The following is a 26,922-nucleotide window of genomic DNA, read 5'->3' on the forward strand; positions in this document are numbered from 1 at the left end:
GGGATTCCTCAGGGGACCAATACGGTCAGTGCGCCGGGAACGGCACGAATGGTGATCGGCAGCATTCCCGCGGGTTCGCCGTCGGCGGTGGCAGGGGCGCCGGGTGCGGTCAGGGTTATTTCCGCGGCTCGATACTGCTTTACCTCGGGGTGGTTCTGCCGTTTGCCCGCGGACAGTGCGGGCAGCAGGCGCAGCATCTCCGAGCGGGACAGCTTGCCGACCACGGTGAGGTCGAGCAGGCCGTCGTCGAGCACCGCGTCCGGGCAGATCAGCATGCCGCCGCCGTAGGTGCGGGCGTTGCCGACCGCGACCATCACCGCGTTGGTCTCCACCGACGATCCGCCGCCGGGGTTCATCAGTCCTTCGGTGACCGCGCCGGTCAACTCGACCTGGTAAGGCACGGTGAACCGGCCGGAGATCTCGGCCAATGCGGCGACGGTGTACCGCAGCCGTCCCCTCGGCCAGCGCATAGCGTTGGCGCGCAGGGTGACTCGGGCATCGAACCCGGTACCGGTGACCGTGGCGAACCACATCGGTGCCGACGCGGACGACTCGATCTGACCGAGATCGATGGTCCGGGTTCGTCCGTCGATCACGATGTCGGCCGCGGCGACCGGATCCTCGGTGGGCACACCGAGTTCCCTGGCGAGGTCGTTGCCGGTGCCCGCCGGGATCAAGCCCAGCGGCACACCCGTTCGCGCGACTGCACCGAGAGTGACGTTCATCAGGCCGTCGCCGCCGATGCAGACCACCGCATCCGAGTTTTCGCGCTCGATCGAATCCCGCACCAGCCGAACCGTTTCGGCGGCCGACGGCGCCCGTACTTCGGCCACCTCGACCCCGCGTTCCCGGAATCGGGCCAGCGCCGCGGCCGCGACGTCCTGACCGGCGCCCAGCCCCGCGTGCCGATTGGTCACCACGGTGACCGCACGCACGGCGCGGGATGAATTCTCCGTCACGGAACCAGCTTTCCAGGATTGAGGATGCCCGCGGGGTCCAATTCGGCTTTCACCGCGCGCAATACGCGCACCCCGAGGTCGCCGATCTCGGCGGACATCCACGGGCGGTGATCGGTGCCGACCGCGTGATGGTGCGTGATGGTGCCGCCCGCCGTCACGATCGCACCGCCGACGGCCTGTTTCGCCGTGTGCCACTGGGCGATCGGATCATCGAGCTGCTTGGCGACAATGGTGAAGTACAGCGAGGCACCGGTGGGGTAGGTGTGCGAGATGTGGCACATGATCAGCGGCGGGGTGCCCTGCCCGGCGAGCGAATCGGTCAGTGCCGCAGTCACCTTCGCCTTGAGATTGGCGAGGTTCGCCCAGGTGGTCGCGGTCTCCAGCGTCTCGCACAGCACGCCGACGTCTAAGAGGGCGTCGCGCATGTACGGCGCGCCGAAGCGTCCGTGTTCCCATTCCCTGGCCGGAGTTTCGCCCAGTGCGGTGCCGCCCGCGGCTGCGAGTAGCGCGCCCGCTTCAGTGCTGCGGGCCGCGACATGCGCTGCGGAGCCTTCGAAGGTGGTGATGGCCAGGCAGCCGGACACCGCGTTGCCGCCGATATCGCCAGCACGCGCCAGGTTGACCCCGGTCTCGGCCTCGTCGGACAGTCGGAGCACCGTCGGCGCCGCACCGGCCTGCACGACCGAACGCAGTGCGGCAGCGCCGGTTTCGAAGTCGGGGAACGACCATCCTTGGTAAGCAGTGGTTTCCGGCACCGGGTGCACTCGCACGGTGACCTCGGTGATCACCCCGAGTGCGCCCTCCGAGCCGACGAACAACTCGCGCAGGTCCGGACCCGCCGCCGATGCGGGCGGACGACCGAGTTCCACCGCACCGGTGGGCGTTGCGATTTTGAGCCGCTGCACCATGTCGTCGAAGCGCCCGTAGCCTGCCGAGGCCTGTCCGGACGACCGAGTCGCGGCGAACCCGCCGATGCTGGCGAATTCGAAGCTCTGCGGGAAGTGCCCGAGCGAAAGTCCGTGTGCGCGAAGCAGTTCCTCCGCGCGCGGTCCGGTGAGTCCGGCGCCCAGTGTGGCCATGCCGCTGACCGGGTCGATCTCCGACACCGTGTCCAACCTGCGCAGGTCGACCGCGATCACCGTGTCGAAGCGACCGCGCACCGGGTCGACGCCGCCGACGACGCTGGTGCCGCCGCCGAACGGCACGACCGCGATGGCGTGCTCGGCGCAGTAGGCGAGCACGGCGAGCACCTGGTCGTGATCGGCGGGGAAGACGATGGCATCTGGTGCGTCCTGTGGCCCCTCGGCGCGGCGACGCAGCAGGTCGGGGGTGCTCTTGCCGCCCGCGTGCCGCAGCCGATCGTGGTGGTCGGCCGAGACGTTGTCCGGGCCGACCACCTCGACCAACCCGTCTCGTTGGGCAGGCGTGAGCGCCGACTCTCGGAGTGACACTTCGCCCTCATCGCGGCGCGCCACCGGGTCGCCGGACACTCCGAACACCTGCATCAGGAGGCCCCGGATCTGTGCCGATAACGGCTTGTGTCCGGCCGGAATGCCCCAGGCATCCCAGACCATACTCGCCGCGACCCCGGTTACGCCCGAGTTTTTCGCCGGAGCCAATCCCTCGCCGGTGTACTTCTGCGTCTCGACCATGCGTTACAGTTTGACATAGAATGTCAAGCAGTAACGAACCCGAACTCTCTAAGGTGATGCCTTGACCGCTCCAGTCGACGACGCACTGTCCGCCATCGACCTGGCGATCCTCGACGCGGCCCGCCGCTGCGTGGAGGAGTTCGGCGTGCGCCGCACCACCCTCACCGAGGTGGCCCGCCGCGCGGGCGTCAGCAGGCCGACCGTCTACCGGCGCTGGCCGGACACCGGGGCGCTGGTGGCCGAGCTACTGGTGCGCGAGCTGCGCGCGATCGTCGCCGCCACCATGCCCACCGCGGGCATCGGCCGCACCAGGCTGGTCACCGGCATCGTCGCGGGTGCCGTCAAGGTTCGCTCGAATCCGTTGTTCGGCAAGATCTTCCGCACCGACACCGACTTGATGCTCACCTACGTCTTCGGCCGCCTCGGCCGCAACCAGCGCGCACTGATCGAGTTGTTCACCGCGGGAATTCGTGAAGGTCAGCAGGACGGGTCCATCCGCGAGGGCGCCCCGGAACAGCTGGCCACCATGCTCCTACTGATCGCGCAGTCGGCGGTTCAGTCGGCGGGCACCGTCGCTCCGCTGCTGGCCGGAACCGACCTCGACGCCGAGCTGGCCAACGCGCTCGACGGCTATCTCGCACCTAACGATCGAAAGGTGCTGTGACGATGACGCATTCGGCGAACACCACGGCGATCGATCACCGCAAGATGACGGCGATCGGTTACGCGCCCGTCGGCAGGACAACTGATCTCGGAAAGGCGATGCGATGACAGCGGATTCAGTGTCGAGGGGAGATTCCGCGCTCAACGCGGACCGTCGCACCCGGGAGCTGCGGCGGCTCGGCGATGAGTCGGAAATCGACGTCCTGGTCATCGGCGGCGGCGTCACCGGTGTCGGCGCCGCACTCGACGCGGCGGCACGCGGGCTGCGGACCGTGCTGGTGGAGCGGCACGACCTGGCGTTCGGGACCAGTCGATGGAGTTCCAAACTGGTGCATGGCGGGCTGCGGTATCTGGCCAGCGGTCAGGTCGGCATCGCGCACGAAAGTGCCGTAGAGCGAGGCATTCTCATTCGCACCACCGCACCGCACCTCGTGCGGCCACTCCCGCAGCTGGTGCCGTTGCTGCCCAGTATCGGTGCCGCGCAGAGCACGCTGGTGCGCGCAGGTTTCCTGGCGGGTGACGTGCTGCGGCGCGGCGCGGGCACCCCGGCCGCGATCCTGCCCCGTTCCCGCCGAGTGGCAGCCGCCGAGGCCCTACGGCTCGCGCCGACCGTGCGCCGCGACGGACTTCGCGGCGGACTCCTGTCCTGGGACGGACAGCTCGTCGACGATGCCCGTCTGGTCGTCGCCTTGGCGCGCACCGCGGCCGCGGCGGGTGCGACGGTGCTGACCCGCGTGGAAGCCCTTGACGTGACCGGCAATTCGGCGAACCTGCGCGACACCCTGACCGGCGACACCATGACCCTGCGCGCCCGCGCGGTCGTCAATGCCACCGGCGTGTGGGCCGACGAGGTCGACCCGAGCATCGAGCTACGCCCGAGCCGCGGCACTCATCTGGTGTTCGACGCCGAGTCGTTCGGCGGCCTCACCGCCTCGCTGACCGTCCCGGTGCCCGGTAGCACCAGCCGTTTCGTCTTCGCCTTCCCCGCCGCGCACGGCCGGGTGTACCTCGGCCTGACCGACGAGGACGCGCCGGGCCCCGTCCCGGACGAGCCGAAGCCCACCGAAGCCGAAATCGACTTCCTGCTCGACACCATCAACACCGCTTTGCGTGAACCATTGACCCGCAAGGACATTCGCGGCACCTACGCGGGCCTGCGCCCGCTGCTGAAGACCGCGGACGACAGCACCGCCGACATCTCCCGCAAACACGCGGTCCTGCACTCCCCCACCGGCGTCATCACCATCGTCGGCGGCAAGCTCACCACCTACCGGCAGATGGCCGAGGACGTCATCGACGCCGCCGTCACCCGCGCCGGCCTCACCGCAGGCCCGTGCCGCACCAAACGACTTCCCTTGGTGGGCGCGGTTTCCGGCGCCGCCCGCGACCGCATCGACGCCCCGCCGGTCCTGATCGACCGTTACGGCAGCGAAGCGGCCACCATTCTCGCCGCCACGCAACACAATCCGGCCCTCGCCCAACCGGTGGCCGCCGGAATCGACGTCACCGCAGCGGAATTCCAGTTCGCCGTCACGCACGAGGCCGCCCTCGACGCCGACGATCTGCTCGACCGCCGCAGCCGCATCGGCCTGATCGCCGCGGACCGTGCGGCCGCCACCCCGGCCGCGATGGCCGCGCTGGCACCCGCCACTTAGGTCTCCGAGACGGTCCCGTCGAACGACCACGAATCGAGATCGGCGCTCATGGAGGCGCGCGGCCAGTCGTCCAGGCCGTGCGCCGCCTCGGCCGCGCGGATCGCGTGCAGACCGGGTGTCTGCTCCTCGTCGCTCAGGTAGCGGAAGCCGAGGCGCTCGTAGTACGGGCCGTTCCAGGCGACGTCGATGAAGGTGGTGAGGGTAATCGACTGCATGCCATGGTCTTTCGCCCAGAACACGGCGTGATCGATCAGGCGTTTGCCGATGCGTTGGCCCCGGTATCCGGGCAGCACCGACACCTGGTCGATATGGGCGTCGCCGTCGACAACGCCGAGCACCAGGTAGCCGATCGGATGGTCGCCGTCGTCGGCCCACACCCACGCCCGCCCGGCGCGCTGGAATTCACGTAGCGTTTCCAGCGAGGGCGGTTCATCCTCCGCCACCGCGGTCATGCCGATATCGGCGAACGGTTTACCCGCTGCGATCTCGATCTCCTGCAGGGCTGGCAAATCGACCTCGGTCGCCGGTCGGATCACGGACACCCCTGACATCTTAGAGTTCAGGTGACCGGCGTGGCGAGAATGCCCTCGATCAGCACCCGGAGCGCCCATTTTCCGCGGGCATCGCCCTCGCCCGACAGCAGCGCTTCCCGCATCACCGTGATCATCGGATAGCGCTCCGGCGGCAGCTCGGCGAATTGCCGGGCGACGTCGGCGACGTGTTCGGTCTGCGGCATGTCCTTGGTGTTGTACGCGCTCTGTTCGGCGGCTGCCGCGGTGATGTGCAGGTAGAGCAGGTCTACCGCCCACGCGTTGGTGAGATCGTCCACGCCGCCCTCGGCAAACAGCGCCAGCATCCGATCGAAGAGCAGCAGGGCGTTCTCCCCGGTGGGAATCCCACCGAGCGCGACGAGCGCCAGCCCTTCGTGCTTGCTCATCACCGCCACGGTCGCATCGACCAGCGCGACCAGCCGTTCGCGCCAGCTGCCGCCGGTCGGTTGCGCGATCGTGCCGAGCACGTGGTCGAGCATGGCGGCCATCAGGTCGTCGCGGTTGGCGACGTAGACGTAGAGCGACGCTGCGCCGGTGTCCAGTTCTTGTGCGACGCGGCGCATGGTCAGCGCGGCGAGGCCGTCCTGGTCGAGGATGCGCAGGCCGGTTTCGATGATCACGTCACGGCTCAGCGGGGCCTTCGCCGGACGGGCCCGGCGGCTGACGGGCGCGCTGTTCATGCCTGGGCCTCGCTCGCGCTCGAATCCGCCGTAACCGCAGCGGTGGCTGTGCTCATTTGTCGCTCTCCGCTCTCTCGCATGCTGTCGAGCATACGCCCTTAACGAACACCGTTTGACACGAACGCCGTTCGTCTCGTATCGTTCTCTCAAACGAACAACGTTCGTAACGATCGCAGTTCGATCGAAGCTACTCCACCTCGAAGGAGGTGCCCCATGACCACCGTCACGCACCCCATCCCCGCAACTCCCCAGGTCACCAGCCGGATGTGGGCCGTACTCGCCGTCATCATCGCGGTCGAGGTCCTCGACCTGCTCGACTCGACGATCACCAACATCGCCGCCCCGACCATCGCCAAGGACCTGCTCGGCGGCCAGTCGCTGATCCAGTGGCTCGGTGCGAGCTACGCCCTCGCGCTCGGCGTGCTGCTGGTCGTCGGCGGGCGGCTCGGCGATCGCTTCGGCAAGCGCCGCCTGTTCCTGATCGGCCTGGCCGGGTTCACCGTCGCCTCGGTCGCCTGCGGGCTGGCCTTCGACCCGACCTCGATCATCGCCGCCCGGCTGGTTCAGGGCGCGTTCGGTGCGCTACTGATTCCGCAGGGTTTCGGCATCCTGACCGCCGTCTTCCCGCGCGAACAGCTCGGCAAGGCGTTCAGTGTGTTCGGGCCCGCCCTCGGTCTGTCCGCGGTCGGCGGCCCGATCCTGGCCGGTTTCCTGATCGACGCCGATCTGTTCGGATTCGGTTGGCGCGCCATGTTTTTGATCAACATCGTGCTCGGTGGCGCCGCGTTCGCCGCCGCCTACCGTCTGCTGCCGTTCGACAGCGGCGATCACACCGTTTCCATCGACGGGCTCGGTGCCGGACTGCTCGGTGTCGCGATGTTCGGCGCGCTGTTCGGCCTGATCGACGGCTCCGACCATGGTTGGACCGCCGTGCCGCTCGGCTCGCTCGCCGCCGGTCTGGCCTGCTTCGGCTTGTTCGTCCGACGCCAGCTGACCGCCGCAAATCCACTGATCAAGCCGACGCTGTTCAAGAACAGAGGCTTCACCTCGGGGCTGCTGCTCGGTCTCGTGTTCTTCGCCGCAGTGTCCGGCCTGCTCTACGTCTTGTCACTGTTCCTGCAGAGCGGGCTCGGCTACACCCCGACTCGTGCCGCAATCGGCCTCGCTCCGTTGGCCGTTGGCATCGTGGTCTCCTCGATCGCGGCCCATCAGTTCATCGCCCGGCTCGGTCGCAACCTGATCCTGATCGGCCTGCTGATCACCTTGGCGGGCACCGGTTTGCTGCTGTCACTCGCCGTTACCGCCGGAACAGACGTCGCCCCGTGGGCGCTGGCCGTACCGATCCTGGTCCTCGGCCTTGGTCTCGGCACCTGCTTCGGCACCATTTACCAGGTCACCATCGGTGATATCGAACAAGCCGAGACAGGCAGTGCCAGTGGGTCTCTCACCGCCGTGCAGCAGCTCGCCAACGCTATCGGCGCGGCCGCCGTCACCACGGTGTACTTCCACTCCGCAGGCGTCGGCCAGGTGCACGCGCTAACCGTCAGCCTGACCCTGGTCGCCGCCATCACCCTCGCGAGCTGTGGTCTGGTGCGCCTGCTGCCACGCAACGCGCCTGCCGAGCACTGAGGTTCACCACGAACTTGCGCTGTTTTTCGTGATCAACTACCCGAATTCACTACTCATCAAGGATTTCTCATGATTCTCATCACCGGAGGCCGCGGCGCGGTCGCCACCCAACTGCTCACCCTGCTGCACGCCGATGGACTCGCTGTCCGGGTCGGCTCCGGCCGACCCGAGGAACTCCAGCTGCCCGCCGACGTCTCGGCCGTCGCCTGTGATCTCAAAGACCCGAACACTTTTCCCGCCGCCCTCGCCGGAGTCACCTCCGTGTTCCTTTACGCGGAGGCCGCCGCGATCAAGGAATTCGTCGCCGCCGCAACCGAAGCCGGTGTCGAGCACATCGTGCTGCTGTCCTCGTCCGCGGTGCTCAGCCCCGACCCCGCCGCCAACCCGGTCGCGAAGGCGCACCACGACGCCGAGCTCGGGCTCGCCGACGCCCCGATGACGGTCAGTGTGCTGCGTCCCGGCGCCTTCGCGGGCAATGCCCGCAGCTGGGCCCGGGCGATCAAGGCCGGCCGCCCGATCAACCTGCCCTACCCGAATGCCTACGCCGATCCGATCCACGAAATCGACGTCGCCGCAGCCGCGTACGCCCTGCTCACCGCGCCGGAACATCGCGGGCAACAGCACACGCTGACCGGTCCCGAAACCCTCACCTTCACCGAGCAGATCGACCTCGTCGCCGAAATCACCGGCCGCACTATCACTGTCGACCAGGTCACGCCCGAAGCGTGGAAGCAGCAGATGGCCGACTACATGCCTGCCGCCTACGCCGACGGACTGCTCGACTACTGGCGACTCAACGACGGCATCCCGACGGAGATCACCGACACCGTCGCCACCCTCACCGGCCGCCCGCCGCGCACCTTCACCAGCTGGATCGAAGAGAACGCTGCCGAATTCACCAGCTGATCGCCGGGCAGCCGTTCCGATGCTCGCAGACTGAGGCCGAACACCGTTTCTGTCAGCCGTCCACCTCCTGTACTGGGTGAGCGGCTGACAGAAACGGTGTTCGGCCTTGCTGCGGAGGGTGGGTGCGCCCGTACGGGCAGATGCGACTGGCGAATTCCGGGTGCGCCGAGCTTGCCGAGCGGACATATCCGATGTTGGCCTGGCAAAACTAGGCGATTTTGCCAGCCGACACGCGGGGTTGCGACGCGCGAAGCAGCGATGCACCCCCAGTGTCAGACGAGACGGTCACCACATTTGCGTTTACGGGCGAAACGGGACGAACACCACGCCGACGGGATCCACGGTCGGTCGGCCTGTTGCCGGGTGAACGGCGAGAATCCCGGCGGCACTGCTGAATTCAGCGGTCGGCCAATTCTTCAGCCTGAGTGCCACAACCTAGCCGCGTGAGTCCCACCCACCGCCGCCACGCGCCGATCTGCCCGAGGCACACGCTCTATGCTGGGCTCGAATGTCGGTAGTGCGCCGGGAAGGAGGGCGCGGATGCGCAGCAAACCAGCCACTGTTGGTATCGCGCAAGGTCATGGCCTTGTCGCGCGCTTCGGTGGCGTAGTTGTCTATCTGGCTGGTGAAACCGCCGCCACGGATCGGATCCTCGGCAGCATCGAGGCGGTCGCGGAGGCCGAACATCCCGGAGCGGCGCTGGCCCAACGGCTGGCCGCCGTCGTTTTCGGCGGAACCTCCGAGACGCCCCCGTTCGGCGTGGTCGCACCGACCGGCGACGGAACCCTGATCCTGCTGCGCGGACCAGTCTTCGCCGAGATCAACGGCGCGGAAGGCACTCGACGGCTCGATGGAGCACGCGCGTTCACCTGGGTCGACGAGATCGTGCGCGAACCGCTGCGCCGAATCACCGTCGGCACCGACACCGGAACAACACTGAAGGCCTTGCCGCGCACTGACCTCCGCGCAGGTGTCGTCCCCGGCGGTGGCTTCGTCCTGAACGTCCCTGTTCGTCGTGCGAGCAAAACGACCAAGGGTTCTGCGACGCTCCGCCCCTCCACGTCGAGTTCCGCGACACCGCGCCCATCCACCGCCACATCGAGTTCCGGGGAACCCCACCCGTCCGCGTCAAGTTCCGCATCACCCCACCCGTCGGCGTCAAGTTCCGCCTCTCCGCGTCCGTCCGCCGCGACATCGAGTTCCGGGTCACCCCAGCCGTCCGCGTCGAGTTCCGCGACACCGCGCGGGACGTCGAGTTCCGGGGCCCCCCGCCCGACCGCAGCTGCGGCGGCTTCCGAGCCCGCGCCGACCGTCGCCGCCGGATTCGCCGCCACACCCGAACCCACCGGTGCCGACGAGGCCGTCGATGTCTCCGCGTCCGCGCCTGCCAATACGTCCACCTCAGCAGCATCGGTGACTTCGGATTCCGCCGCCTCTGTCGCCTCGGACGCCCAGACCTCCGCAGCCTCGGCAACGTCCGATGCGCCGACCTCCGTGACTTCCGCTACGTCATCGAACGCCCACGCCTCGTCCGCGGCCAAGTCCTCCGCTGGCCAGTCCGCGTCGAAATCCGGCCCCTCGGCGAACCGATCCGCTGCGGCAGCATCGTCGGCCGCCTCCTCCACGAAGCTCCGTTCGAGCGAATCGGCGCGGCCACGGGCAAGGCCGCGCCCGCCGATCGGAACCCGTCCCGCGGCAGACCGCCAACTTGCCTGGTCCCAAACTCACCAGCCCGGCGCACGACCTGAACCCGTTGCGCTGCACAAGAACTCGGCTGACCGCGCCACTCGCCTCATGCGTCCCGCCGCCGAACACGACCAAGCCGCAGGCACTCTCGTCCTCGAGAACGGCACCGCCTACCCCCTCGACCGCCCCTACGTCATCGGCCGCGGCCCGCAAACCGACGACTCCGTCCGCGCCGCCACCGCCGCCCCCATCGTGATCCAACGCGACCGCCACGTCTCCCGCGTACACGCCTACGTCTCGGTCGCCCGCGGCAAAGTCTTCGTCCGCGACGCCACCGCCACCTCCGGCACCTTCATCGCCCCACCCGGCACCGACCAGTGGACCCGGATCGGCACCGACCCCACCGAACTCCGCCCCGGCTGGAGCGTCCGCATCAGCGAACGAGTACTCACCTACCGCTGCCCCAACGAAGACCACCGCGAATCCTGACTAACCACCGGCAATCCGCTACTGCCACTGGATACCTGCCGAAATCACGCGTATGGCTGGGTATCGCAAGGTTCGCCGATCACCGGCACGACCCCATCCGTGTCGTGTGCGGCAACGAAGAAATGGCACACCCTGGTTGTTCCAGCAAGAATCCTGACCACCTTGGAGAACCCGTGCCCGTACTGCGATCCACACTGTTCGCCGCCGCGTGTGTTGCCATGTTCTTGCCCGGAACTGGGGTGGCGCTCGCCCAGGACCGCGCCCTCGAACCGGAGCCCGGTATTCATGCGGCCCGTGCCGAGACACCTACACAGGCCCTGATCGCTCAGGCCCAGGCTCGCGCCGACAGCGCCGCTGCCCGCGCTCACGCTGCCGCCGGTATCGCCAACGCCGCCGCTGCTGCCGCCCACACCGACGTCCCCACCGAAGTCGGCGACGCCAACGCAAACGCCGCCGAAGCCGCCACTAACGCCCACGCTGCAACGACCAAGACGACTACTGACGCCACAGCCCTCGCCGCCGATGCTGCCGACAACGCCACCACTGTGGTCGACGTTGCCATCGAGGACCGCGCCGACACCGATGCCGTCGTCACCGCCACCGCCGCCGCGCAAGAAACGGCAGAACGAGCCGCGAAGGCCCCTAACGATGTCAAGTTGGCCAATGATGCTGCCGAGGCCGAGGAGAACGCCGTCGCGGCCAGCTTCAAGGCGTTCGGTGCCCCGAAGGTTACGAAGATCGCCCGGGTCAAAGCGTCGTAAACGGTAAGAAACGAAGACCGCCCCGAGTCCTGGCAAACAAGCCACGCCGATTCGCGCGCACCATGTCCCTATTCGGTTGCGGGCTTCGGTTCTTCGGCCGGAAGCCGATGGATCTCGGCCTCATCGAGATCCCCCGAGTCGTCGTCGAGATCGTCGTCCGGTTCTGGTGGCGGGGACGCGTAGCCGAGCAGGAACGCAACGGCGGCAGTAACTCCCGCGAAGGCCAACCACAGGCCGGTGTCGGGTACCCACCATCGGGCCACCGACGCGATGAACGCGAATACCAGTCCGATCCCGAGCCCGGGCGCGAGCAACCGTAATCCGCGCTGCCAGCGTTCAGCCGAAAGTCGTTGGCGTGCAATGGCGAATGCCGTGTCCGCGAAGCCAAGTACGGTGAGAACGGCAAGCGCTAGCCCGAACAATCCGTACACCGACCACAGCGATCCACGCACATCGGTGATCACCGGTATCGCGGCGACCGGTGCATCGCTCCCGCCGTAGACCGCGAGCTCACCGCCGATCAACCCGGTCGCCTGCCCCGCCAACCCACGCAGCTCCAGCCGATACTGCAGCGACTCGGCTTTGCCTGGCGCAACCGTCAATTCGACGGCGGTGGAGTAGGAGAAGAAGCCGAGACCGAGCACGTGTCCCGCGAGATCTACGTGCCGGATCTCCAGCGGGTCACTCGTATTGTTCGTCAACTCGATCGCGATCCGAATGGTGCTGTCCGGCACGAGCCGCAACGGCCGATCCACCGACGTTCCCGCGATATCGTGCCCGTCGATATTCGCGGCCATGTCGACCCCGTCAGGTCGTGCATCCGCTTGCGCCGCCGTCCATCCCAGCACGATCAGCAGCAGCACCGGCCAGAGAATCCGCCGAATGCCATGGGAACCACCGCTCATTCGCCCCTCCGTGCAAGTAGATGCGACGCGAGGCGGTGTCCGTAATACCACCCACCGAGCACGAGGAAGAACAGGATCACGGTCACCGTGAACGTGTCCGCCCCGATACTGCCGACCAGCACCACATCCAGCGGCGCGACCAACGTGCGCCCACACTTAGCCGTCACCTGATACCTGCCGACATCCACCGTCCCGGTGACGAGCGGCACCTCGAACGCCCCATCCACCCCGGCGACCGTCTTCCCGACGGCAACGTCGCCGATCGTCACATCGACCGGCGCCTGCGGATCACACCCGTGACCGCTGGCCGTGACTCCAGCACCGGGCCCGACCGAGGACGGCGTGAGATCCATTGCGGGAGGCGGTAATCGAGGCGGCGGGGGCGGCAGCACCTCCGGACCGGGCGGCAATACTGCCGGTTTTCGCACCGGATTCCTGGGTGGCACAACAGCATCCGGCGGCCTGACCGGCGGAAGTGGTGGCGGAATCGCCTCCTCCGGGGGCGGCGGGATCACTTCCGACGGCTGATCGGGCGATGTCGTCGAGGTGTCAGGCGGCAGTGTCGTCGTAGTTATGGGCGGACTCGTGGTCGGACTCGTGACAGGAGGACTCGTAGTAGGCGGAGTGGTGATAGGCGAAGTCGTGACATCCGGCGTCTGCGTATCAGTTGATGGCGGAACGCTCGGGCAGGTCGTCCCATCCGACCCACCGCAAGGCTGGTCCACCCGACGAGGCAGCGGCCCATCGTGTGTCTCGCTGTCATCCCCCGGCGGCAACGGACTAGTCGGCTGCCGTGCAAACACCGGCTCAGCGCGAGTCCCAGGTTCCGCCAGCCCACGATCTGGCGACCACCACTGCGGCTCGACTATGGCAGGCGCCGCCGCGACCGAACCCGCTTGACCGAAAACCGGAAACCCAAGCAGCACAACCCCACACAGCAGCCCAGCAACCCCGAAGAGGACTCGGCTCGCGCGTCTCTTCCCCACCTGCCGACGCCCTGCGCCGGCACGCGCAGCAACTGGTGCCAGCGTCCCCATCGGCCATGCTCTCGGTAGGCGTACCACCGCCCTCGCGCCGACCCTGCCCGGTTCGAGGACGGACTCCGTACGACCGCGCCTACGTGCGTGCGATCCCTCGCATCGTAATGCCGTGCGCGCCAATGCGGAGTCAACTCGGATGAGCCCAGTTGTCCGGCTATCGCCGAGTTAGCGCTGGTGCGGGATCTGGGGAGGCCGCTGCCCACTAGGGTCAGCGCGGGTACCGCACCCGCATCGCCCTGAGTGCATACCATCGAAGTAGCTGGTCCCCTGCCCGACTCAGACAGCGCGAAGAGGACAATACGAACTATGCACCGTAATGGGCCGACCGAGGATATCGATGAGTCCGCGCTAACCGTGACCGCGCCGAAAGAGCAGGCTGCGGGTGTCACCGCGGTCGCGGTGTCGATGAAACGCGCGGTCGAGGAGATGGGTGTGATCCGGACCGCCCGCACCCTCGCTCGGGTCAATCAGGTGCACGGCTTCGATTGTCCCGGTTGTGCCTGGCCGGAGCCGACCGGTCATCGCCGCCCGGCCGAGTTCTGTGAGAACGGCGCGAAGGCGGTCGCCGAGGAGGCGACGCTGCGCACGGTCACGCCGGAGTTCTTCGCCGCGCATTCGATCGATGAGCTGGCGGACAAGTCGGGCTATTGGCTCGGCCAGCAGGGCAGGCTGACGCACCCGATGGTGTTGCGCCCCGGCGACACCCACTACTCCCCCATCGCCTGGGACGACGCCTACCGGCTGGTCGCGGATCACCTGGGCGCCTTGACATCTCCCGACGAGGCCGTCTTCTACACCTCCGGCCGCACCAGCAACGAGACCGCGTTCCTCTACCAGCTGCTGGTCCGTAGTTTCGGCACGAACAATCTGCCGGACTGCTCGAACATGTGCCACGAGTCCTCGGGCGCCGCGCTGACCAGCTCGATCGGCATCGGCAAGGGTTCGGTCTCGATCGATGACTTCGCCGCCGCCGACCTGATCATCGTCGCGGGCCAGAACCCGGGCACCAACCATCCGCGCATGCTCAGCGCGCTGGCCGACGCCAAGACCAAGGGCGCGAAGATCATCGCGATCAACCCGCTGCCCGAGACCGGCCTGCTCGGCTTCCGCGATCCGCAGACCGTGAAGGGCTTCACCACCGGCGTGTCCATCGCCGACCACTTCCTGCAGATCCGCCTCGGCGGCGACATGGCGCTGTTCCAGGCGCTCGGCAGGCTGCTGTTCGAGGCCGAGGACCGCGCGCCGGGCACGGTGGTGGACCAGGAGTTCGTCGACGCGCACTGCACCGGTTTCGCCGAATACGAAAAGCAGGTCCGCGCGGTCGATTTCGACACGGTACTGGAGGCGACCGGCCTCACCCAGGCCGAACTCGACCGCACCGCAAAGCAATTGGCCGAGTCGAAGAACGTCATCATCTGCTGGGCCATGGGCCTCACCCAGCAGGCGCACGGCGTCGCCACCATCGAGGAGGCGACGAACCTGCTGCTGTTGCGCGGCATGATCGGCAAGCCGGGCGCGGGCGTCTGCCCGGTGCGCGGGCATTCCAACGTGCAGGGCGACCGCACCATGGGCATCTGGGAGAAGATGCCCGACGCGTTCCTCGACGCGCTGGACCGAGAATTCGGCATCACCAGCCCGCGCGAGCACGGCTTCGACACGGTCGACGCCATCCGTGCCATGCGGGACGGGCGGGCGGCGGTGTTCTTCGGGATGGGCGGCAACTTCGTCTCGGCCACCCCGGACACCGCGGTGACCGAGACCGCACTACGCAATTGCGCACTGACCGTGCAGGTTTCCACCAAGCTCAACCGCAGCCACGTGGTGCACGGCAAGACCGCGCTGATCCTGCCCACCCTCGGCCGCACCGATCAGGATCTGCGCGACGGCCTGAAACAGCAGGTGTCGGTGGAGGATTCGATGTCGATGGTGCACCTGTCCACCGGCAGGCTGAAGCCGGTGAGCGAGCACCTGCGCAGCGAGGTCGCCATCGTCTGCGATCTCGCGCTCACCCTGTTCGGCGCGGACCACCCGGTCCCGTGGGCGCGCTTCCGGCGCGACTACGACACCATCCGCGACGCGATCTCCCGGGTGGTCCCCGGCTGTACCGACTACAACACGCGGGTACGCGCCCGCAACGGCTTCGTCCTACCGCATCCGCCCCGGGACAGCCGCGAATTCCGTACCAGCACAGGCAAAGCCAACTTCGCGGTGAACGAACTCAGCTGGACCCCGGTCCCCGAGGGCAGGCTGATCCTGCAGACGCTGCGCAGCCACGACCAGTACAACACCACCATCTACGGCCTGGACGACCGCTATCGCGGCGTGCACGGCGGCCGCAAGGTGGTGCTGGTGCACCCCGACGACATCACCGCCCTCGGCTTCGCGGAAGACGATCTCGTCGACGTGATCTCGGAATGGACCGACGGTACCGAGCGCAGCGTCAAGGGTTTCCGGCTCATCGCCTACCCCACCCCGCGCGGCAACGCGGCGGCCTACTACCCGGAGACGAATCCCCTTGTCCCGCTGGACCATGTCGCGGCACGGTCGAATACGCCGGTGTCCAAGTCGGTAACCGTCAGACTCGAACGGGCAAGCAATGAGTAGAGTCACCGCCCGCCGCAGAATGCGCCGGATCTCGCCGACGGGTGAGATCCAACGCCCCGACACCCTGGCCGTCGAAGAACCACTCGAGATCCGGATCGGCGGCGAATCGCTGACCGTCACCATGCGCACTCCAGGCAACGACGTCGACCTGGTGCACGGATTCCTGTTGAGCGAGGGCATGATCGGCGTCGCCGAGGAGATCATGGCGGCCCGCTACTGCGCGGGCACCGACGACGAAGGTCGGCAAACCTACAACGTCCTCGACCTCACTCTGCGCAACCCGGTTCCGATGCGGCCACGGAACTTCCTCACCACCGGCGCCTGCGGCCTGTGCGGCAAGACCGCCCTCGATGAGGTGCGCACCCTCTCCAAATACCCGATCGCCGCGGGCGGGGCCGCAGTGGACACGCAGGTGCTGGCGGGTATGCCGGACACCTTGCGCAGCAAGCAGATCCTGTTCGAGGCGACCGGCGGCCTGCACGCGGCGGGCCTGTTCACCACCGATGGCACCGCACTCGCGGTGCGCGAGGACATCGGCAGGCACAACGCCGTGGACAAGGTGATCGGCTGGGCGCTGCGGGAAAACCTTGTTCCCGCAAGCGATCTGGTGCTCATCGTCAGCGGGCGCGCCTCGTTCGAGCTGGTGCAGAAGGCGGCGATGGCGGGCATTCCGATGCTCGGGGCCGTCTCCGCGCCGAGTTCGCTCGCGGTCGATCTGGCGGCCGAGACGGGCCTCACCCTCGCCGCGTTCCTGCGCGGCGACACGATGAACGTCTACACCCATCCGGATCGGATCGTCGCCACACCGAACGCCACGTCGATGCTGGCCTGATCACCCTTGCCTGGACCGGGTGTCCGTTTTACCGTAGCAGCACGTAATCGGAGCAGTCGGGCGGGAACGGAGTGACCGATGCGGTTTTCGGTGGAGGGCACGCCAGAGGGGTTACGCGTGCGGATGCGGTTCGAGCAGTACCGCCGCCGCCTGTTGAGCACCCGAATCGCCTTGGCGGTCTTGGCGGTTCAAGGTGTCGTCATCGGACTGTGGGCGACCATCGCGCCGCATTCCTGGTACACCAGCTTTCCCGGCTTCGGCATGCACTGGATCTCCGCCGACGGCCCATACAACCACCACCTCGCCGGCGACGTGGGCGCGTTCTTCCTGGGGCTCGCCGCGGTGACCATCGCGGCCCTCGTGTTCAACAGCACCGCCGCGGCGCGCATCGCGGGTATCGGCTGGCTGGTCTTCAGCGTGCCGCATTTCGTCTATCACGCCTTCCACCAGCCCATGGATATGAGCGGCGTCAGTTTCGCCATCAGTCTCATTGCCGCGGGCTTGCTGGTCGCCCTCGCTCTCGCCTGCATATTGCTGCCGCCACGCGGGGACATCCCGATGTCGGACCCGGCACCGCTCAACGTCAAGTTCCCGAGTCGGCGGCGCACACGTTAGCTGGACACCGTCAGCCGCACCGACGACAACGCCCCACAGCCCGTATGGGCGCTGTGGGGCGTTTGTACTGTCTGTGCGGCTGGGGGCTGAGCTACGTGGTCAGGACCGCGAGCAGGCGGTCCTTCGCGAGGCAGAGCCGCGCCACCGACGTGAGGTTTCGTTCCCCGGTTGGATCAACCGCGAATCTAGCTGGATCAGTCCTTCAGGGCGTCGAGCAGCGCCGCACGCTGACGTGCGCCGAGCCCGCCGATCCGACGATCCTCCGGGATCTCCGCCTGATCCATCAACTTGGCGGCCTTCACCGGTCCGACACCGGGCAGAGCCTTGATCACCGCGGCGACCTTGGTCTTCTTGACCAGCTCATCAGAGTCGGCCTTCTTCAGCAGGTCGGCGACCGAAACCTTGCCCGCCTTCACCTTGCCGATCAGTTCGGAGCGCGCCTTGCGGACCGCTGCCGCTTTGGCCAACGCTTCAGTGCGCTGCTCCGCGGTCATGGTAGGCAGTGCCATGTCTCCTCCGCTTCCACTCGTCACTCGAACATCTGGTTGACCGGACCGAGTAAACAGCACTCCACCGGCAGCGCAAGGCCGACACACCGGGACCGGTTCGGCGGAGTTAGCGATGAGTTTCCTGGCTCGGGGTCGACGAAAGCAGTAATCAGCGGGCAAAGAAGCCGAAAACCGCCCCTGTTCCGCTAGGCGGACCGGTGGTAACACGGCGCCCGGTCGGAGCGACAGAATTAACGAAAGCATCAGCGCGGGATAAAGGTTCAACGGCGAACCACGGGGGATCAATGACGATCCCCGGCAGCGGGCGCGATCGAGTTTTCGGGTCGTCACCGGGTCCCAGCACGCGGGTGCCGACAACAGCACAGCGACTGCGGGGGCATTCCAACTTTCGGGGGGATTCCCCACTGCCCGAGCCACCTCGTCCGGGCCGTGGACAGCGCAACGTCAGCGCGAACCGATCCTTGACCGCCCCCGCGGCTGTGCTGCTACTGTGCCGAATTAGAACACGTTCCAATTCGGCAGGAGTTCCGATGACCAAGCAGATCCGCGATGTGATCGAGCAGTACGTCAAGCTGGTCGGTGCAGGCCCGACCGAGGCGATCGTCGAGCTCTACGCACCCGACGCGACCGTCGAAGACCCGATCGGCACGCCGGCCCGCAACGGGCACGCCGCCATCCGCGAGTTCTACGACGTGCTCGCCGCGCTCGACCGGGACACCGAACTGCGGCCGGAGACCGTGCGCATCGGCGGCAACGAGGCGGCGTTCATGTTCACCATCGTCACGCGAGTCGCCGGACAGCGCTTCACCCTCTCGCCCATCGACGTGATGGAATTCGACGACGCAGGCAAGATCACGCACATGCGCGCCTACTGGAGTCAGGAAGACATGGCCATCGAGCCCGAGTGACTCGCCGGGATTTTCGGCGCAGATAACGCTCGAGCGTGTCCTCGGCGCGCGGAATCGACTATGAAGAGTAGGTGTCGATGCCACCTGTCCGCTACCCTCGCAGCGAGCTACTACCCAGCTCCCGGTGATCGGGCAGCCCGGCATCTCCCGATTTGTCGAGTTCCGTTCAGCCCATCCACTTTTGGAGCAGCATGCCCGAGGAACACCCCTTCGACGAAGTCGCGCAGTTGGCAAGGCGGGTCGAGCGGGCCCGCGGTCGACTGGCCTACCAGTTCGATCCCGCGCTGACCGAGGCACTGGCCGAGGACGAGCTGGAAGCCGAACGTGAACTGGCCGAGCGCATCCGCACCCAGGACCGCGGGCAGCGCTGGAAGTACGCCGAGGCCGTCTCCAACGCCGCCGACCGCGCCAGGCAGACCAAAGAAGCCATCGAAAAGGCCGACATCCGCGACCTGCTGATGGCGCGCAAAGCCATTGCCGCGCAGCGCCGTGAGTCCAGCCCGCACGCCCAGCTCGCCTCGCTGTACCGGCATCGCGCCTGGTCGCTGCGCGCGCTGGCGGGCGTGGTGATCGCGGGCATGCTGTGGTCGGCGGTCAACGTGCAGCACAACATCGCGCCGGACGGCGTCACCGATCCGCTGTACTGGTTCAGCTATCTGGTCGAGGCGATGATCAGTGTCTGTCTGGTGATCATCATGATCGGCACCACCAAGCTGGCCGAGTGGGGTGTGCTGAACAGCCGCACCCAGGTTGTCGCGGCCGAAATCGTGCTGCTCGCGCTGACAATCGGCTTGAACACCTACCCGCACGTGCGGGACGCGCGCTGGTTCGACGCGGGCGTGCATGCGGTCGCGCCGATGATGATCGGTGTCGCGCTGCTGACCCACAATGCGGCGAGTGCGCGATACAGCCAGGCGATCACCCGGGCCACCGAGCACATCCAGGAGAACCCCGATCGGCCGCGACCGATGTTTGACGGCACGTTGCTCGGGGCGCAGCGCGGGTAGTCGGCGGCACCGCTTTGCCGGGTGGGCAACCGGTTTGCTGAGCGCTGCCGCGTGAAGTTGGCGCTCCCGGCTCGCCGGGAGAACTGCCGATCGGCTGCCAAATGAGCACGTGTTGTTGCGGCTCGTGAGTGGTCGGCGGTACGGTTTGCCCAGGTAACAGGGGTGGGCACCGGGACGCATCCACCTCGGATGGACTTCACGCGCCGGCGGTAAGGGGAACGAATGACCAGCAGGGGGAACAAGCTGCGTGGTATCGCCCTGGTAGTGGGTGTTGTGCTGGTGTTGGCGGGGTGTCAGAAGACGACGGATGGGCCGCCTACTGAGACTGGGGTGGCGAGTGCGACCGGGGCGACGAGTTCGAGTGTGAAGCCGTCGGGGTCGAAGGATCCGGATGCGGCGATCTGGGATCCGTGTACGGCGCTGCCGGACGATGCGTTGCGGGCTGGTGACCTCAGCCCAGACACACGCTCCAAGGATGTTGCAGGCATAGACCCGACGGGCTGGAAAGTTTGCAGTTGGAGGTCATCCGCCCGCTGGTACACCCTCGCAGTGCTGTCTGGTGACCCCACTCTGCAGCAGGTCCAAGGGCGTCAAGATTTCGAGAGCTTTACACCCCTCACCATCGGAGGGCGTTCGGCACTGCGCTACTTGTTCGTCGGTGACGAAAAACGACTCGATTGTGGTGTAGCCGTCGAGGTCCCCCAAGGCAAAGCTAACGGAACCGTGGCATTTCTAGTGACCACCCGGTACTCGGTCGGCAAGCTAGGCGACCCTTGCGAGCAGGCGATCAAGCATGCCAACGATTTTGCAAAGTACCTGCCTGGCGGAGGGAACTGAACAATGGAATCGGCTGCTCAGCAATCAGACTGGCGACAGCTGCTCGACCGCGCCAATGCTGGCGAACTGAGGTTGAGTCCAGATGTCGGCAAGGATTTGGACGCCAAGTGCGTGGCCTACCTCGACGACCTCGATGGCATCCGTGACACTTCACGAGAAGTTCAAAACGTCTCAGGCTTCGGTGGTATGCCGTCAGGACCCATCTTGGAACGAAAGTTCTCACTAAAAGGCAAAGACGGCGAAACTTCACTCCAGTCGTCCCTCGAGACGCACATCGATGAAGTCAAACTCATGCGGCAAGTCTTCGCGCAGGCCATGGCAAACTATTCAGGAGTAGACGAAAGCAACCGTCAGGACATTGCGGCCATCAACATCCCGGGGGTGGGCAGCCCATGAGTCAGGACGACTACCAAGCGCGGATCATTGCGGCTCAGCAGCAGTGGAATGACGACCGTACCGCCATCTACTCGCATCGCAGCAAACTGGCGCAGGAGATCGAGCAGGGCTATGACCCGCCATCGATCGCCGACCCTGGCGCGGATCTGCTCGTGATCGAGACCGGCACGCTGAAGGATCTGATCAGCAAGGTCGAGGTGATGCAACCAAGTCGGGCGTGGGAAGCCTCACAGATGTGGCAGAACATCAGTGCCGCCTTCCGGGAGAAGTCGCACACGTTTGGTGACGCGATCAAGGCAACCGTCACCAACGGGTGGGAAGGTCAGGCCGCAGATCAGGCGGTCCAATCGGTCGGCCGGTACGTCGATATGTCGCAGCAACTGACACTGTCCACCGAGCTCATCTCCGTAAAGCTGTCCGAGTTGTATACCGGCCTACATCAAACGCAGGCACTGATGCCGCGTGCCAGCGACAGCAGCCCTGATCTGCGCGGCAAGACGCTGCCCAGTGAGGGCGTACTGAAGGTCGACGACCACAACCAGACCGAGGCGACGGCGGAGGCGCGGCGCGTGCTGCGGACGGTGTATTGGCAGGTGGCGAACCAGACTGACAACGGGGTTCCCGTGGTGCCGAATAGTCCGACGCTGGTGAACAATCCGAATCAGCCGGTCAGTCCTCCTTCACCGTCGTCGAACTCCCCGGGTCCTTCCGGCACTGGCGATCAGCCGAAGCAGGAGAACCCGACCACGTCCGAAGACAAGTCCGGTGATAAGTCGGGCGACAAGTCCGGGGATCCGTCGCAGGATCAGAACTCCCCCGGCACTCAAACGGCGAGCGATAAGTCGCAGACCAATCCCGCTGGCACAACGCCTCAATCCACCACTCAGGCAAACAATCCCACGTCGACGCCGAATACCACTGCTGCCAGCACGACGAGCCCGAATGCGCCAGGCACTACACCAGGGGTGACCCCGGCGCCCAGCCGCAGCACTACGCCGGGCAGTCCGACTACCCGCTCGCCCGGCAGCCCCGGAAGTCCTGGCAACCCAAGCACTCCCGGCACACCGTCTCCGGGTCGGAGCATCCCCGGCACCCCGCAGCAGCCGGGAACCGTGGCCCCGCTGGCCGCCCGCGCGGGCACCAGTACCGGTGCCGCGGGCCGCCCTGGCATGGGTGGCATGCCGATGGGTGGTGCCGGCGGCAAGAAGGATGACGACGAAAACGCGCATCAGACCAAGGATTACTTGATCCGGGACTGGTCGGAGGAGCTCCTCGGTGAGCCGAATAAAGCTGTGCCCCCGGTGATCGGGGAAGACTGAGCGTGCGCAGTTGGAGATTCACCGGCCAGGAGTTCGATATCCTCTGGTCGGCCTACGGTCGCGACCGCCTGCCGTACCCGCTGGCTTTCCGCCCGACCACCGCGGTCGATTGGGATGATCTGGTGCGGCAACGGGAGTCGGCGGTTCAGGCACTACTCCCCCAGTATTCGGAGAATCTCGAACTCGCCTTGTCGACGTTGCTGGACCCCGAGACACGGGTCGAATCCAAGGGTTTCGGCGGCTCAGGTCTCGCCGCGGTGTTCCGATTCCACGGCGCGGTCCGAAATGGTTCCGGCGCCACCCTCATCCAGCTGCCCGGCACGGCCGAGGACACCGGTGGCGACGTGATCATGGGCTTGTGCGCGCCGAACGAAGTGGCCGCCGCAGCGGTGGCCGCGCTGCCGAAAGCGCAGGCGGGCACCCACCCCGCCGTCAGTTTCCGTCGAGACGAGATCGCCGCCGACCGGCAGCGCTACAGCCGTCGCGCGAACGAAGTCAGCATCAACGATCAACTCAATCGCATGTTCAAACGCGACCGCACCGCCGTCGGCGAGATCACCGTGTTCCCTGGCCCTGCAATAGATTCCAGGCCGACCCACGACGGCCGCGGCTTCCTCTGGACCGACTATGCAGAGGACGGCCGCTACTACATCAAGTCAGGCGACCCGATCGTCGCCACACCCATGAGCCCCACGTCGATGACCAACGAAATAGCCCGGCTCCTCGACCTCACCCGCCGCTACTACCGCATGGAAAACGAACAGACCAAAGCAACATGGTGAGAGAGCACTACGGTCCGCCGGGCAGGCGCCTACGCCCAGCACACACCTCGGCGGCCAGATCGTCGTAGCCGACGGCCAATTCGGCGAGCTGTTCCCAAGCATCGCCTAATTCCCATGGCGACGCACTGGCCAGGGCCGCGAATGCGCAAGCCGTGAATTGAGCGAGGCGGTCGATTACAGCGCCGAGGGTTTCGGTATGGATGTGCGCGGCGCCGTGCGAGGGTGGCAATTGCAGGGTGATCCAGCGGTTGATGTCGCGTACCAAACCTGCACGCCGCGAGTCGATGTCATCGATATACCTGCGGTCGGCGATGGTGTCCCTGGCCGCGCACAGCCGTTGCTCGTGCAGGTCGGTCAGCTCACGTGCGAGGCGGAGCAGTGGGTGGTCCACCGCCACTTCTCCCCGACATGCCTGCAGCAGTTCATGTTTCGGAGGGAGCGGGTCGGTCAACACCGGGGCCCTCTCGTGATGCAGGAATGCACTGCGGTGAGCAGGATCAGGCCGGACGGGCGGAAGGTGTCGCGCGGAGCGACTATCCAGTGCCGTTGGCCGGTGCGGGTGTCGATAGGTGCAGGCAAGGCAATCTCCGCGCCATTCGGCACGACGGTGACGTTGCGGCGCAGCAGTTCCGGGAACCGGCTCATGTCGGTCGGCAGGTCAGGGCGGCACAGGAAGGTCCAGCGTCTGGACCTCAGGTGGGAAATGATGGGGCCGAGGGTGATTCGGCTGTGCAGCAAGTCGTCGCGCACGTATTGGCCGAGTGAGGCAGGCATGGTGATCGCGCCGATTCTGCCTGTCCGCACGATGATTCGGCCGACCTCAGGGTGGATGCCCGCGGGTAGACCACAGGTGCGCCGGTAGTAGGTGCACCGCGAAGCTGGTGTGTCGGTGAACATCAGGTTGTCCATGGGAAGCCTCGACTCGCATCGCCGGTTCAAGGGTGCGCCCGGCGGATAACGAAGTTGCTAGGTTTGTGGTGGACTCGCTAGCCGCTTCACCGGGCGCACGTCAACAAAACACCTGTCAGGGTGGTGATGTGTGCGGCTTCGGGTGGCCCGAATGAAGTCTCCCGATTCCCCAGCAAACCTCCCGCGGCAGTTGCCATGATCTACCCGATGCGGGTCGAGCGGCCCGCCCGAAGTGGGGAGGACTTCATGCCGGACACCGGATCTACCCTGCCGCGAAGGCAACTCGGCCGGTATCTGACGGAATGGCGCAGTCGTGCGGGGATGAGTCAGCAGAAGGCTGCCGAGCTACTGGAAATGGGCTCGAGCAGTCTGCAACGCCTGGAGCGCGGTCAGAACAGCCGGATCAAGGCGCGGGATATTCAGGCCGCGTGCGATCTGTATGGGGTGCCGAGCGAGCTGGTCGAGGCGTTCATTGGGCTGGCCCGGCAGGCGGGCGTCAAGAGTTGGTGGCACGAATATGGCGACCTCATACCGAAAGACTTCGATGTCTTCGTAGGCCTTGAATCGGCCGCAGTCGAGTTGCGCTCCTACCATCCCGAACTGGTACCCGGCCAGTTCCAAACCCCCGACTACCTGCGGGCCCTGGCCGAGCTTCGTTTCCCGGAGGCTGCTGCGGCCGAACATGACCGGTGGATTCAACTGAAGATGCAACGGCAGAACATAGTTACGCGCAAGACAAACCCCACCACGGTCAAGGCCGTGATCGGCGAGGCAGCGCTACACCGCATATCCGGCAGCCCGAGAACTATGGCCGAACAGCTCAAATGGCTGGCCGACGTCAGCACACGGCCGAATGTCACAATCCAAGTACTTCCCTTCCGTGCTGGGTTCCCTGTCGGGGCATACATCGGCCCCTTCGTCATCCTGGACTTCGGGGTGACAGTCACCGGAGAACAGGTGGAGCCAACAGTGGTCTTCATCGAAGGAAGCTCGATCGGCAACCTGTACCTCGAAAAACCGGACGACGTCAGACGATACGATGAGTTGTACGAGGGCATCAGTCAGGCAGCGTTGGATGCCACAGCCAGCAGGAATCTGTTCCGGCAGGTAGCAAGGGAGTATCTAGCGTGACCGTCGACCTAACTGGCGCTGAATGGTTCAAGAGCAGCCACAGCAACCCCGACGGCGACTGTGTAGAGGTCGCGTTCCTCACCAACGGTCTGGTCGGAGTCCGAGACTCCAAGAACCCCAACGGTTCCGCGCTCGTCTTTACCCCCGGTGAGTGGGACGTCTTCACCACCGGAGTGCTCGACGGAACGTTCAACCGCCCCCAGCCTTGAACGTAGCGAGTCCATTTCATAGTCAACGGCAGATGGTCGCTGCCATCCGCCGTTGACTATTAAGCCCAGCCCCGACCGGACCCGATTCCGGCAGACTCGGATTCATGTCGCTTCCCGCAGTCGTCGAAGACACCGTCGAGTTCTATCTGACCTCGGTCGATGCCGAGGCTCCCGGCCTGATCGAAGGTCTGTATCTGGAAGGATCGTTGGCGCTCAACGATTTCCGCCCGCATACCAGTGACATCGACTTCGTCGCGATCACCGCGAAACCGCCCAACCCCACCGAGTTCGACGCACTCGAACGAGCGCATGCGGCACTTCGCGAACGGCAGCGTCACCCGTTCTTCGACGGGATCTACCTGACCTGGAGCGACCTTGCGGCAGGCCCGCAAGCCACGGGCGAGCGGCCATCCAGCAACAGCGGACGACTAGCGAAACTCGGTGGCGGACAGCATAATCCGGTCACCTGGCACACCCTCGCCGAGCACGGTGTCACCCTGCGCGGACCGGCCGCTGCCGACGTCGACATCTGGACCGATCCCGATGCGCTGGCCGCGTGGCAGAACACCAACCTCGATGAGTACTGGGCCGCCGGATTGACTCGCGCTGCTCAGCTGCTCAGCAAAGACGGCCTCTTCCTGCTCACCGACTACGCCACCGCCTGGACCGTCACCGGCATCGCCCGCCTGCACTACACCATCGCCACCGGTGACATCACCTCGAAAGAGGGCGCGAGCCGCCACGCCCTGCAATCCTTCCCCCGCCACTGGCACCGCATCGTCGACGAGGCACTGCGCCTGCGGCGCAACGACTCTCGCCGATCGCTCTATCGAAACCGACTCGCCCGCCGACGCGACATCCTCGCCTTCGGCCACATGGCGATCGCCGATGCCCACCACATCTTCCAAAGCCGACCCGAGACACCGCACGCCGAGTAACGAGACGAACTTCGAAACCTTCAGGCACGCAGCGCCTTACCGAGCCATCTCCTCTGGATGCGCGACCGATCGAAATCGATTCACTTCGGGTAATGGCGACGCAGGTTGGCGGCGAGGATGCGGTCGAGCGTGCGGTCGGACAGTATCCGGGCCAGGCGGGTGATCAGGGCGGCATCCCGGCCGATGGTGTAGCGAGTGCGCGGCTTTCCGGTGGTCACGGCCTTCGCGATGACCCGCGCCACGCCGTCGACGGGCGTGCCACGCGAGACGCCACGGCATCGCAGGCATGGAACTAAGCGGCTACCTCGCCGCCGACAAGTGGCACACCACAGCAGACGACGTCATCGACA

At 66.4% G+C, this 26,922-nt stretch carries 29 protein-coding genes; 18 read left to right on the forward strand and 11 right to left on the reverse strand.

Going from position 1 to position 26,922, the window contains the following annotated elements:
• Positions 1-8: 8 nt before the first annotated feature.
• Together ACIBK2_RS15770 and ACIBK2_RS15775 are read right to left on the reverse strand one after the other, a co-directional pair.
• Positions 9-959: a diacylglycerol kinase gene (locus tag ACIBK2_RS15770; RefSeq protein WP_396967732.1), complete on the reverse strand. Its 951-nt coding sequence runs from the start codon at positions 957-959 to the stop codon at positions 9-11.
• Positions 956-2,533, reverse strand: a complete 1,578-nt coding sequence (locus tag ACIBK2_RS15775) for an FAD-binding oxidoreductase (RefSeq protein WP_396968476.1) — start codon at positions 2,531-2,533, stop codon at positions 956-958. Before ACIBK2_RS15775 ends, ACIBK2_RS15770 begins: the two co-directional genes overlap by 4 nt.
• A 139-nt stretch (positions 2,534-2,672) precedes the next feature.
• Here ACIBK2_RS15775 and ACIBK2_RS15780 point away from each other — a divergent pair, with 139 nt between their 5' ends.
• Positions 2,673-3,275: a TetR/AcrR family transcriptional regulator gene (locus tag ACIBK2_RS15780; protein WP_396967734.1), complete on the forward strand. Its 603-nt coding sequence runs from the start codon at positions 2,673-2,675 to the stop codon at positions 3,273-3,275.
• A gap of 103 nt (positions 3,276-3,378) precedes the next feature.
• Positions 3,379-4,929 (forward strand): glycerol-3-phosphate dehydrogenase/oxidase, encoded by a 1,551-nt coding sequence (locus ACIBK2_RS15785; RefSeq protein ID WP_396967736.1) that lies wholly within the window; start codon positions 3,379-3,381, stop codon positions 4,927-4,929.
• On the opposite strand, the gene ACIBK2_RS15790 is transcribed toward ACIBK2_RS15785, so the two are convergent.
• A complete protein-coding gene (locus tag ACIBK2_RS15790) occupies positions 4,926-5,471 on the reverse strand; it encodes a GNAT family N-acetyltransferase (RefSeq protein ID WP_396967738.1) in 546 nt (181 codons plus the stop codon). The two genes, ACIBK2_RS15785 and ACIBK2_RS15790, sit on opposite strands and share 4 nt — an antisense overlap.
• A 17-nt stretch (positions 5,472-5,488) precedes the next feature.
• The gene (locus ACIBK2_RS15795) at positions 5,489-6,160 is read right to left on the reverse strand and encodes a TetR/AcrR family transcriptional regulator (RefSeq protein WP_396967740.1); all 672 of its coding nucleotides are present in this window, start codon (positions 6,158-6,160) and stop codon (positions 5,489-5,491) included.
• Between the two features lie 213 nt (positions 6,161-6,373).
• Between ACIBK2_RS15795 and ACIBK2_RS15800 the strand changes: the two genes are divergently transcribed.
• Positions 6,374-7,789 carry a DHA2 family efflux MFS transporter permease subunit gene (locus ACIBK2_RS15800; protein WP_396967742.1) on the forward strand — a complete coding sequence of 472 codons (1,416 nt, stop codon included), beginning with the start codon at positions 6,374-6,376 and terminating at the stop codon, positions 7,787-7,789.
• A 69-nt stretch (positions 7,790-7,858) separates the two neighbouring features.
• Entirely contained in the window at positions 7,859-8,695 is an 837-nt protein-coding gene (locus tag ACIBK2_RS15805) for an NAD(P)H-binding protein (protein WP_396967744.1), read from the forward strand.
• 614 nt (positions 8,696-9,309) lie between these two features.
• On the opposite strand, the gene ACIBK2_RS15810 is transcribed toward ACIBK2_RS15805, so the two are convergent.
• Positions 9,310-10,320, reverse strand: a complete 1,011-nt coding sequence (locus ACIBK2_RS15810; RefSeq protein ID WP_396967746.1) for a hypothetical protein — start codon at positions 10,318-10,320, stop codon at positions 9,310-9,312.
• A 169-nt stretch (positions 10,321-10,489) separates the two neighbouring features.
• Between ACIBK2_RS15810 and ACIBK2_RS15815 the strand changes: the two genes are divergently transcribed.
• Together ACIBK2_RS15815 and ACIBK2_RS15820 are read left to right on the forward strand one after the other, a co-directional pair.
• Entirely contained in the window at positions 10,490-10,870 is a 381-nt protein-coding gene (locus ACIBK2_RS15815) for an FHA domain-containing protein (protein WP_396967748.1), read from the forward strand.
• Positions 10,871-11,043: 173 nt separating this feature from the next.
• Positions 11,044-11,631, forward strand: coding sequence for a hypothetical protein (locus ACIBK2_RS15820; protein ID WP_396967750.1), 588 nt, complete (start codon positions 11,044-11,046; stop codon positions 11,629-11,631).
• Positions 11,632-11,699: 68 nt separating this feature from the next.
• Here ACIBK2_RS15820 and ACIBK2_RS15825 read toward each other — a convergent pair whose 3' ends face one another.
• Both ACIBK2_RS15825 and ACIBK2_RS15830 read right to left on the reverse strand, forming a co-directional pair.
• Positions 11,700-12,536: a hypothetical protein gene (locus ACIBK2_RS15825; RefSeq protein WP_396967752.1), complete on the reverse strand. Its 837-nt coding sequence runs from the start codon at positions 12,534-12,536 to the stop codon at positions 11,700-11,702.
• Entirely contained in the window at positions 12,533-12,889 is a 357-nt protein-coding gene (locus ACIBK2_RS15830; protein WP_396967754.1) for a hypothetical protein, read from the reverse strand. Before ACIBK2_RS15830 ends, ACIBK2_RS15825 begins: the two co-directional genes overlap by 4 nt.
• Before the next feature lie 993 nt (positions 12,890-13,882).
• Here ACIBK2_RS15830 and ACIBK2_RS15835 point away from each other — a divergent pair.
• The 3 genes from ACIBK2_RS15835 to ACIBK2_RS15845 all read left to right on the forward strand — a co-directional run bounded on the left by ACIBK2_RS15835 (position 13,883) and on the right by ACIBK2_RS15845 (position 17,627).
• Positions 13,883-16,180 (forward strand): FdhF/YdeP family oxidoreductase, encoded by a 2,298-nt coding sequence (locus ACIBK2_RS15835; protein WP_396967756.1) that lies wholly within the window; start codon positions 13,883-13,885, stop codon positions 16,178-16,180.
• Positions 16,173-17,012: a formate dehydrogenase accessory sulfurtransferase FdhD gene (gene fdhD / locus ACIBK2_RS15840; RefSeq protein ID WP_396967758.1), complete on the forward strand. Its 840-nt coding sequence runs from the start codon at positions 16,173-16,175 to the stop codon at positions 17,010-17,012. The genes ACIBK2_RS15835 and fdhD overlap by 8 nt, the downstream gene beginning before the upstream one ends.
• Positions 17,013-17,090: 78 nt before the next feature.
• Complete coding sequence (locus ACIBK2_RS15845; RefSeq protein WP_396967760.1) at positions 17,091-17,627, forward strand: hypothetical protein; 537 nt, start codon at positions 17,091-17,093, stop codon at positions 17,625-17,627.
• Between the two features lie 194 nt (positions 17,628-17,821).
• On the opposite strand, the gene mihF is transcribed toward ACIBK2_RS15845, so the two are convergent.
• On the reverse strand, positions 17,822-18,136 hold the full coding sequence (mihF, locus tag ACIBK2_RS15850; protein ID WP_029895202.1) for an integration host factor, actinobacterial type: 315 nt from the start codon (positions 18,134-18,136) through the stop codon (positions 17,822-17,824).
• Positions 18,137-18,666: 530 nt separating this feature from the next.
• Here mihF and ACIBK2_RS15855 point away from each other — a divergent pair.
• From ACIBK2_RS15855 to ACIBK2_RS15880, 6 genes are all read left to right on the forward strand, one after another.
• Positions 18,667-19,044: a nuclear transport factor 2 family protein gene (locus ACIBK2_RS15855; protein WP_396967762.1), complete on the forward strand. Its 378-nt coding sequence runs from the start codon at positions 18,667-18,669 to the stop codon at positions 19,042-19,044.
• Positions 19,045-19,235: 191 nt separating this feature from the next.
• On the forward strand, positions 19,236-20,051 hold the full coding sequence (locus ACIBK2_RS15860; RefSeq protein WP_396967764.1) for a hypothetical protein: 816 nt from the start codon (positions 19,236-19,238) through the stop codon (positions 20,049-20,051).
• A 222-nt stretch (positions 20,052-20,273) separates the two neighbouring features.
• Complete coding sequence (locus tag ACIBK2_RS15865; protein ID WP_396967766.1) at positions 20,274-20,888, forward strand: DUF3558 domain-containing protein; 615 nt, start codon at positions 20,274-20,276, stop codon at positions 20,886-20,888.
• A 3-nt stretch (positions 20,889-20,891) separates the two neighbouring features.
• Positions 20,892-21,284, forward strand: a complete 393-nt coding sequence (locus ACIBK2_RS15870; protein WP_396967768.1) for a hypothetical protein — start codon at positions 20,892-20,894, stop codon at positions 21,282-21,284.
• Complete coding sequence (locus tag ACIBK2_RS15875) at positions 21,281-22,603, forward strand: hypothetical protein (protein WP_396967770.1); 1,323 nt, start codon at positions 21,281-21,283, stop codon at positions 22,601-22,603. Before ACIBK2_RS15870 ends, ACIBK2_RS15875 begins: the two co-directional genes overlap by 4 nt.
• Positions 22,604-22,605: 2 nt before the next feature.
• Positions 22,606-23,385 carry an ESX secretion-associated protein EspG gene (locus ACIBK2_RS15880; protein ID WP_396967772.1) on the forward strand — a complete coding sequence of 260 codons (780 nt, stop codon included), beginning with the start codon at positions 22,606-22,608 and terminating at the stop codon, positions 23,383-23,385.
• 7 nt (positions 23,386-23,392) lie between these two features.
• On the opposite strand, the gene ACIBK2_RS15885 is transcribed toward ACIBK2_RS15880, so the two are convergent.
• Both ACIBK2_RS15885 and ACIBK2_RS15890 read right to left on the reverse strand, forming a co-directional pair.
• Positions 23,393-23,776 carry a DUF4254 domain-containing protein gene (locus ACIBK2_RS15885; protein WP_396967774.1) on the reverse strand — a complete coding sequence of 128 codons (384 nt, stop codon included), beginning with the start codon at positions 23,774-23,776 and terminating at the stop codon, positions 23,393-23,395.
• Between the two features lie 56 nt (positions 23,777-23,832).
• Positions 23,833-24,294 carry a DNA-directed RNA polymerase subunit beta gene (locus tag ACIBK2_RS15890; protein WP_396967776.1) on the reverse strand — a complete coding sequence of 154 codons (462 nt, stop codon included), beginning with the start codon at positions 24,292-24,294 and terminating at the stop codon, positions 23,833-23,835.
• A gap of 246 nt (positions 24,295-24,540) precedes the next feature.
• Here ACIBK2_RS15890 and ACIBK2_RS15895 point away from each other — a divergent pair, with 246 nt between their 5' ends.
• The 3 genes from ACIBK2_RS15895 to ACIBK2_RS15905 all read left to right on the forward strand — a co-directional run bounded on the left by ACIBK2_RS15895 (position 24,541) and on the right by ACIBK2_RS15905 (position 26,572).
• Positions 24,541-25,425 carry a helix-turn-helix domain-containing protein gene (locus ACIBK2_RS15895; protein ID WP_396967778.1) on the forward strand — a complete coding sequence of 295 codons (885 nt, stop codon included), beginning with the start codon at positions 24,541-24,543 and terminating at the stop codon, positions 25,423-25,425.
• Positions 25,422-25,634, forward strand: a complete 213-nt coding sequence (locus tag ACIBK2_RS15900) for a DUF397 domain-containing protein (protein WP_396967780.1) — start codon at positions 25,422-25,424, stop codon at positions 25,632-25,634. Before ACIBK2_RS15895 ends, ACIBK2_RS15900 begins: the two co-directional genes overlap by 4 nt.
• 104 nt (positions 25,635-25,738) lie before the next feature.
• A complete protein-coding gene (locus ACIBK2_RS15905) occupies positions 25,739-26,572 on the forward strand; it encodes an aminoglycoside adenylyltransferase domain-containing protein (RefSeq protein WP_396967782.1) in 834 nt (277 codons plus the stop codon).
• 80 nt (positions 26,573-26,652) lie between these two features.
• On the opposite strand, the gene ACIBK2_RS15910 is transcribed toward ACIBK2_RS15905, so the two are convergent.
• The gene (locus ACIBK2_RS15910) at positions 26,653-26,814 is read right to left on the reverse strand and encodes a hypothetical protein (RefSeq protein WP_396967784.1); all 162 of its coding nucleotides are present in this window, start codon (positions 26,812-26,814) and stop codon (positions 26,653-26,655) included.
• Positions 26,815-26,922 lie beyond the last annotated feature (108 nt).

The organism is Nocardia sp. NPDC050175 (assembly GCF_044459885.1).
Classification (GTDB): Bacteria; Actinomycetota; Actinomycetes; order Mycobacteriales; family Mycobacteriaceae; genus Nocardia.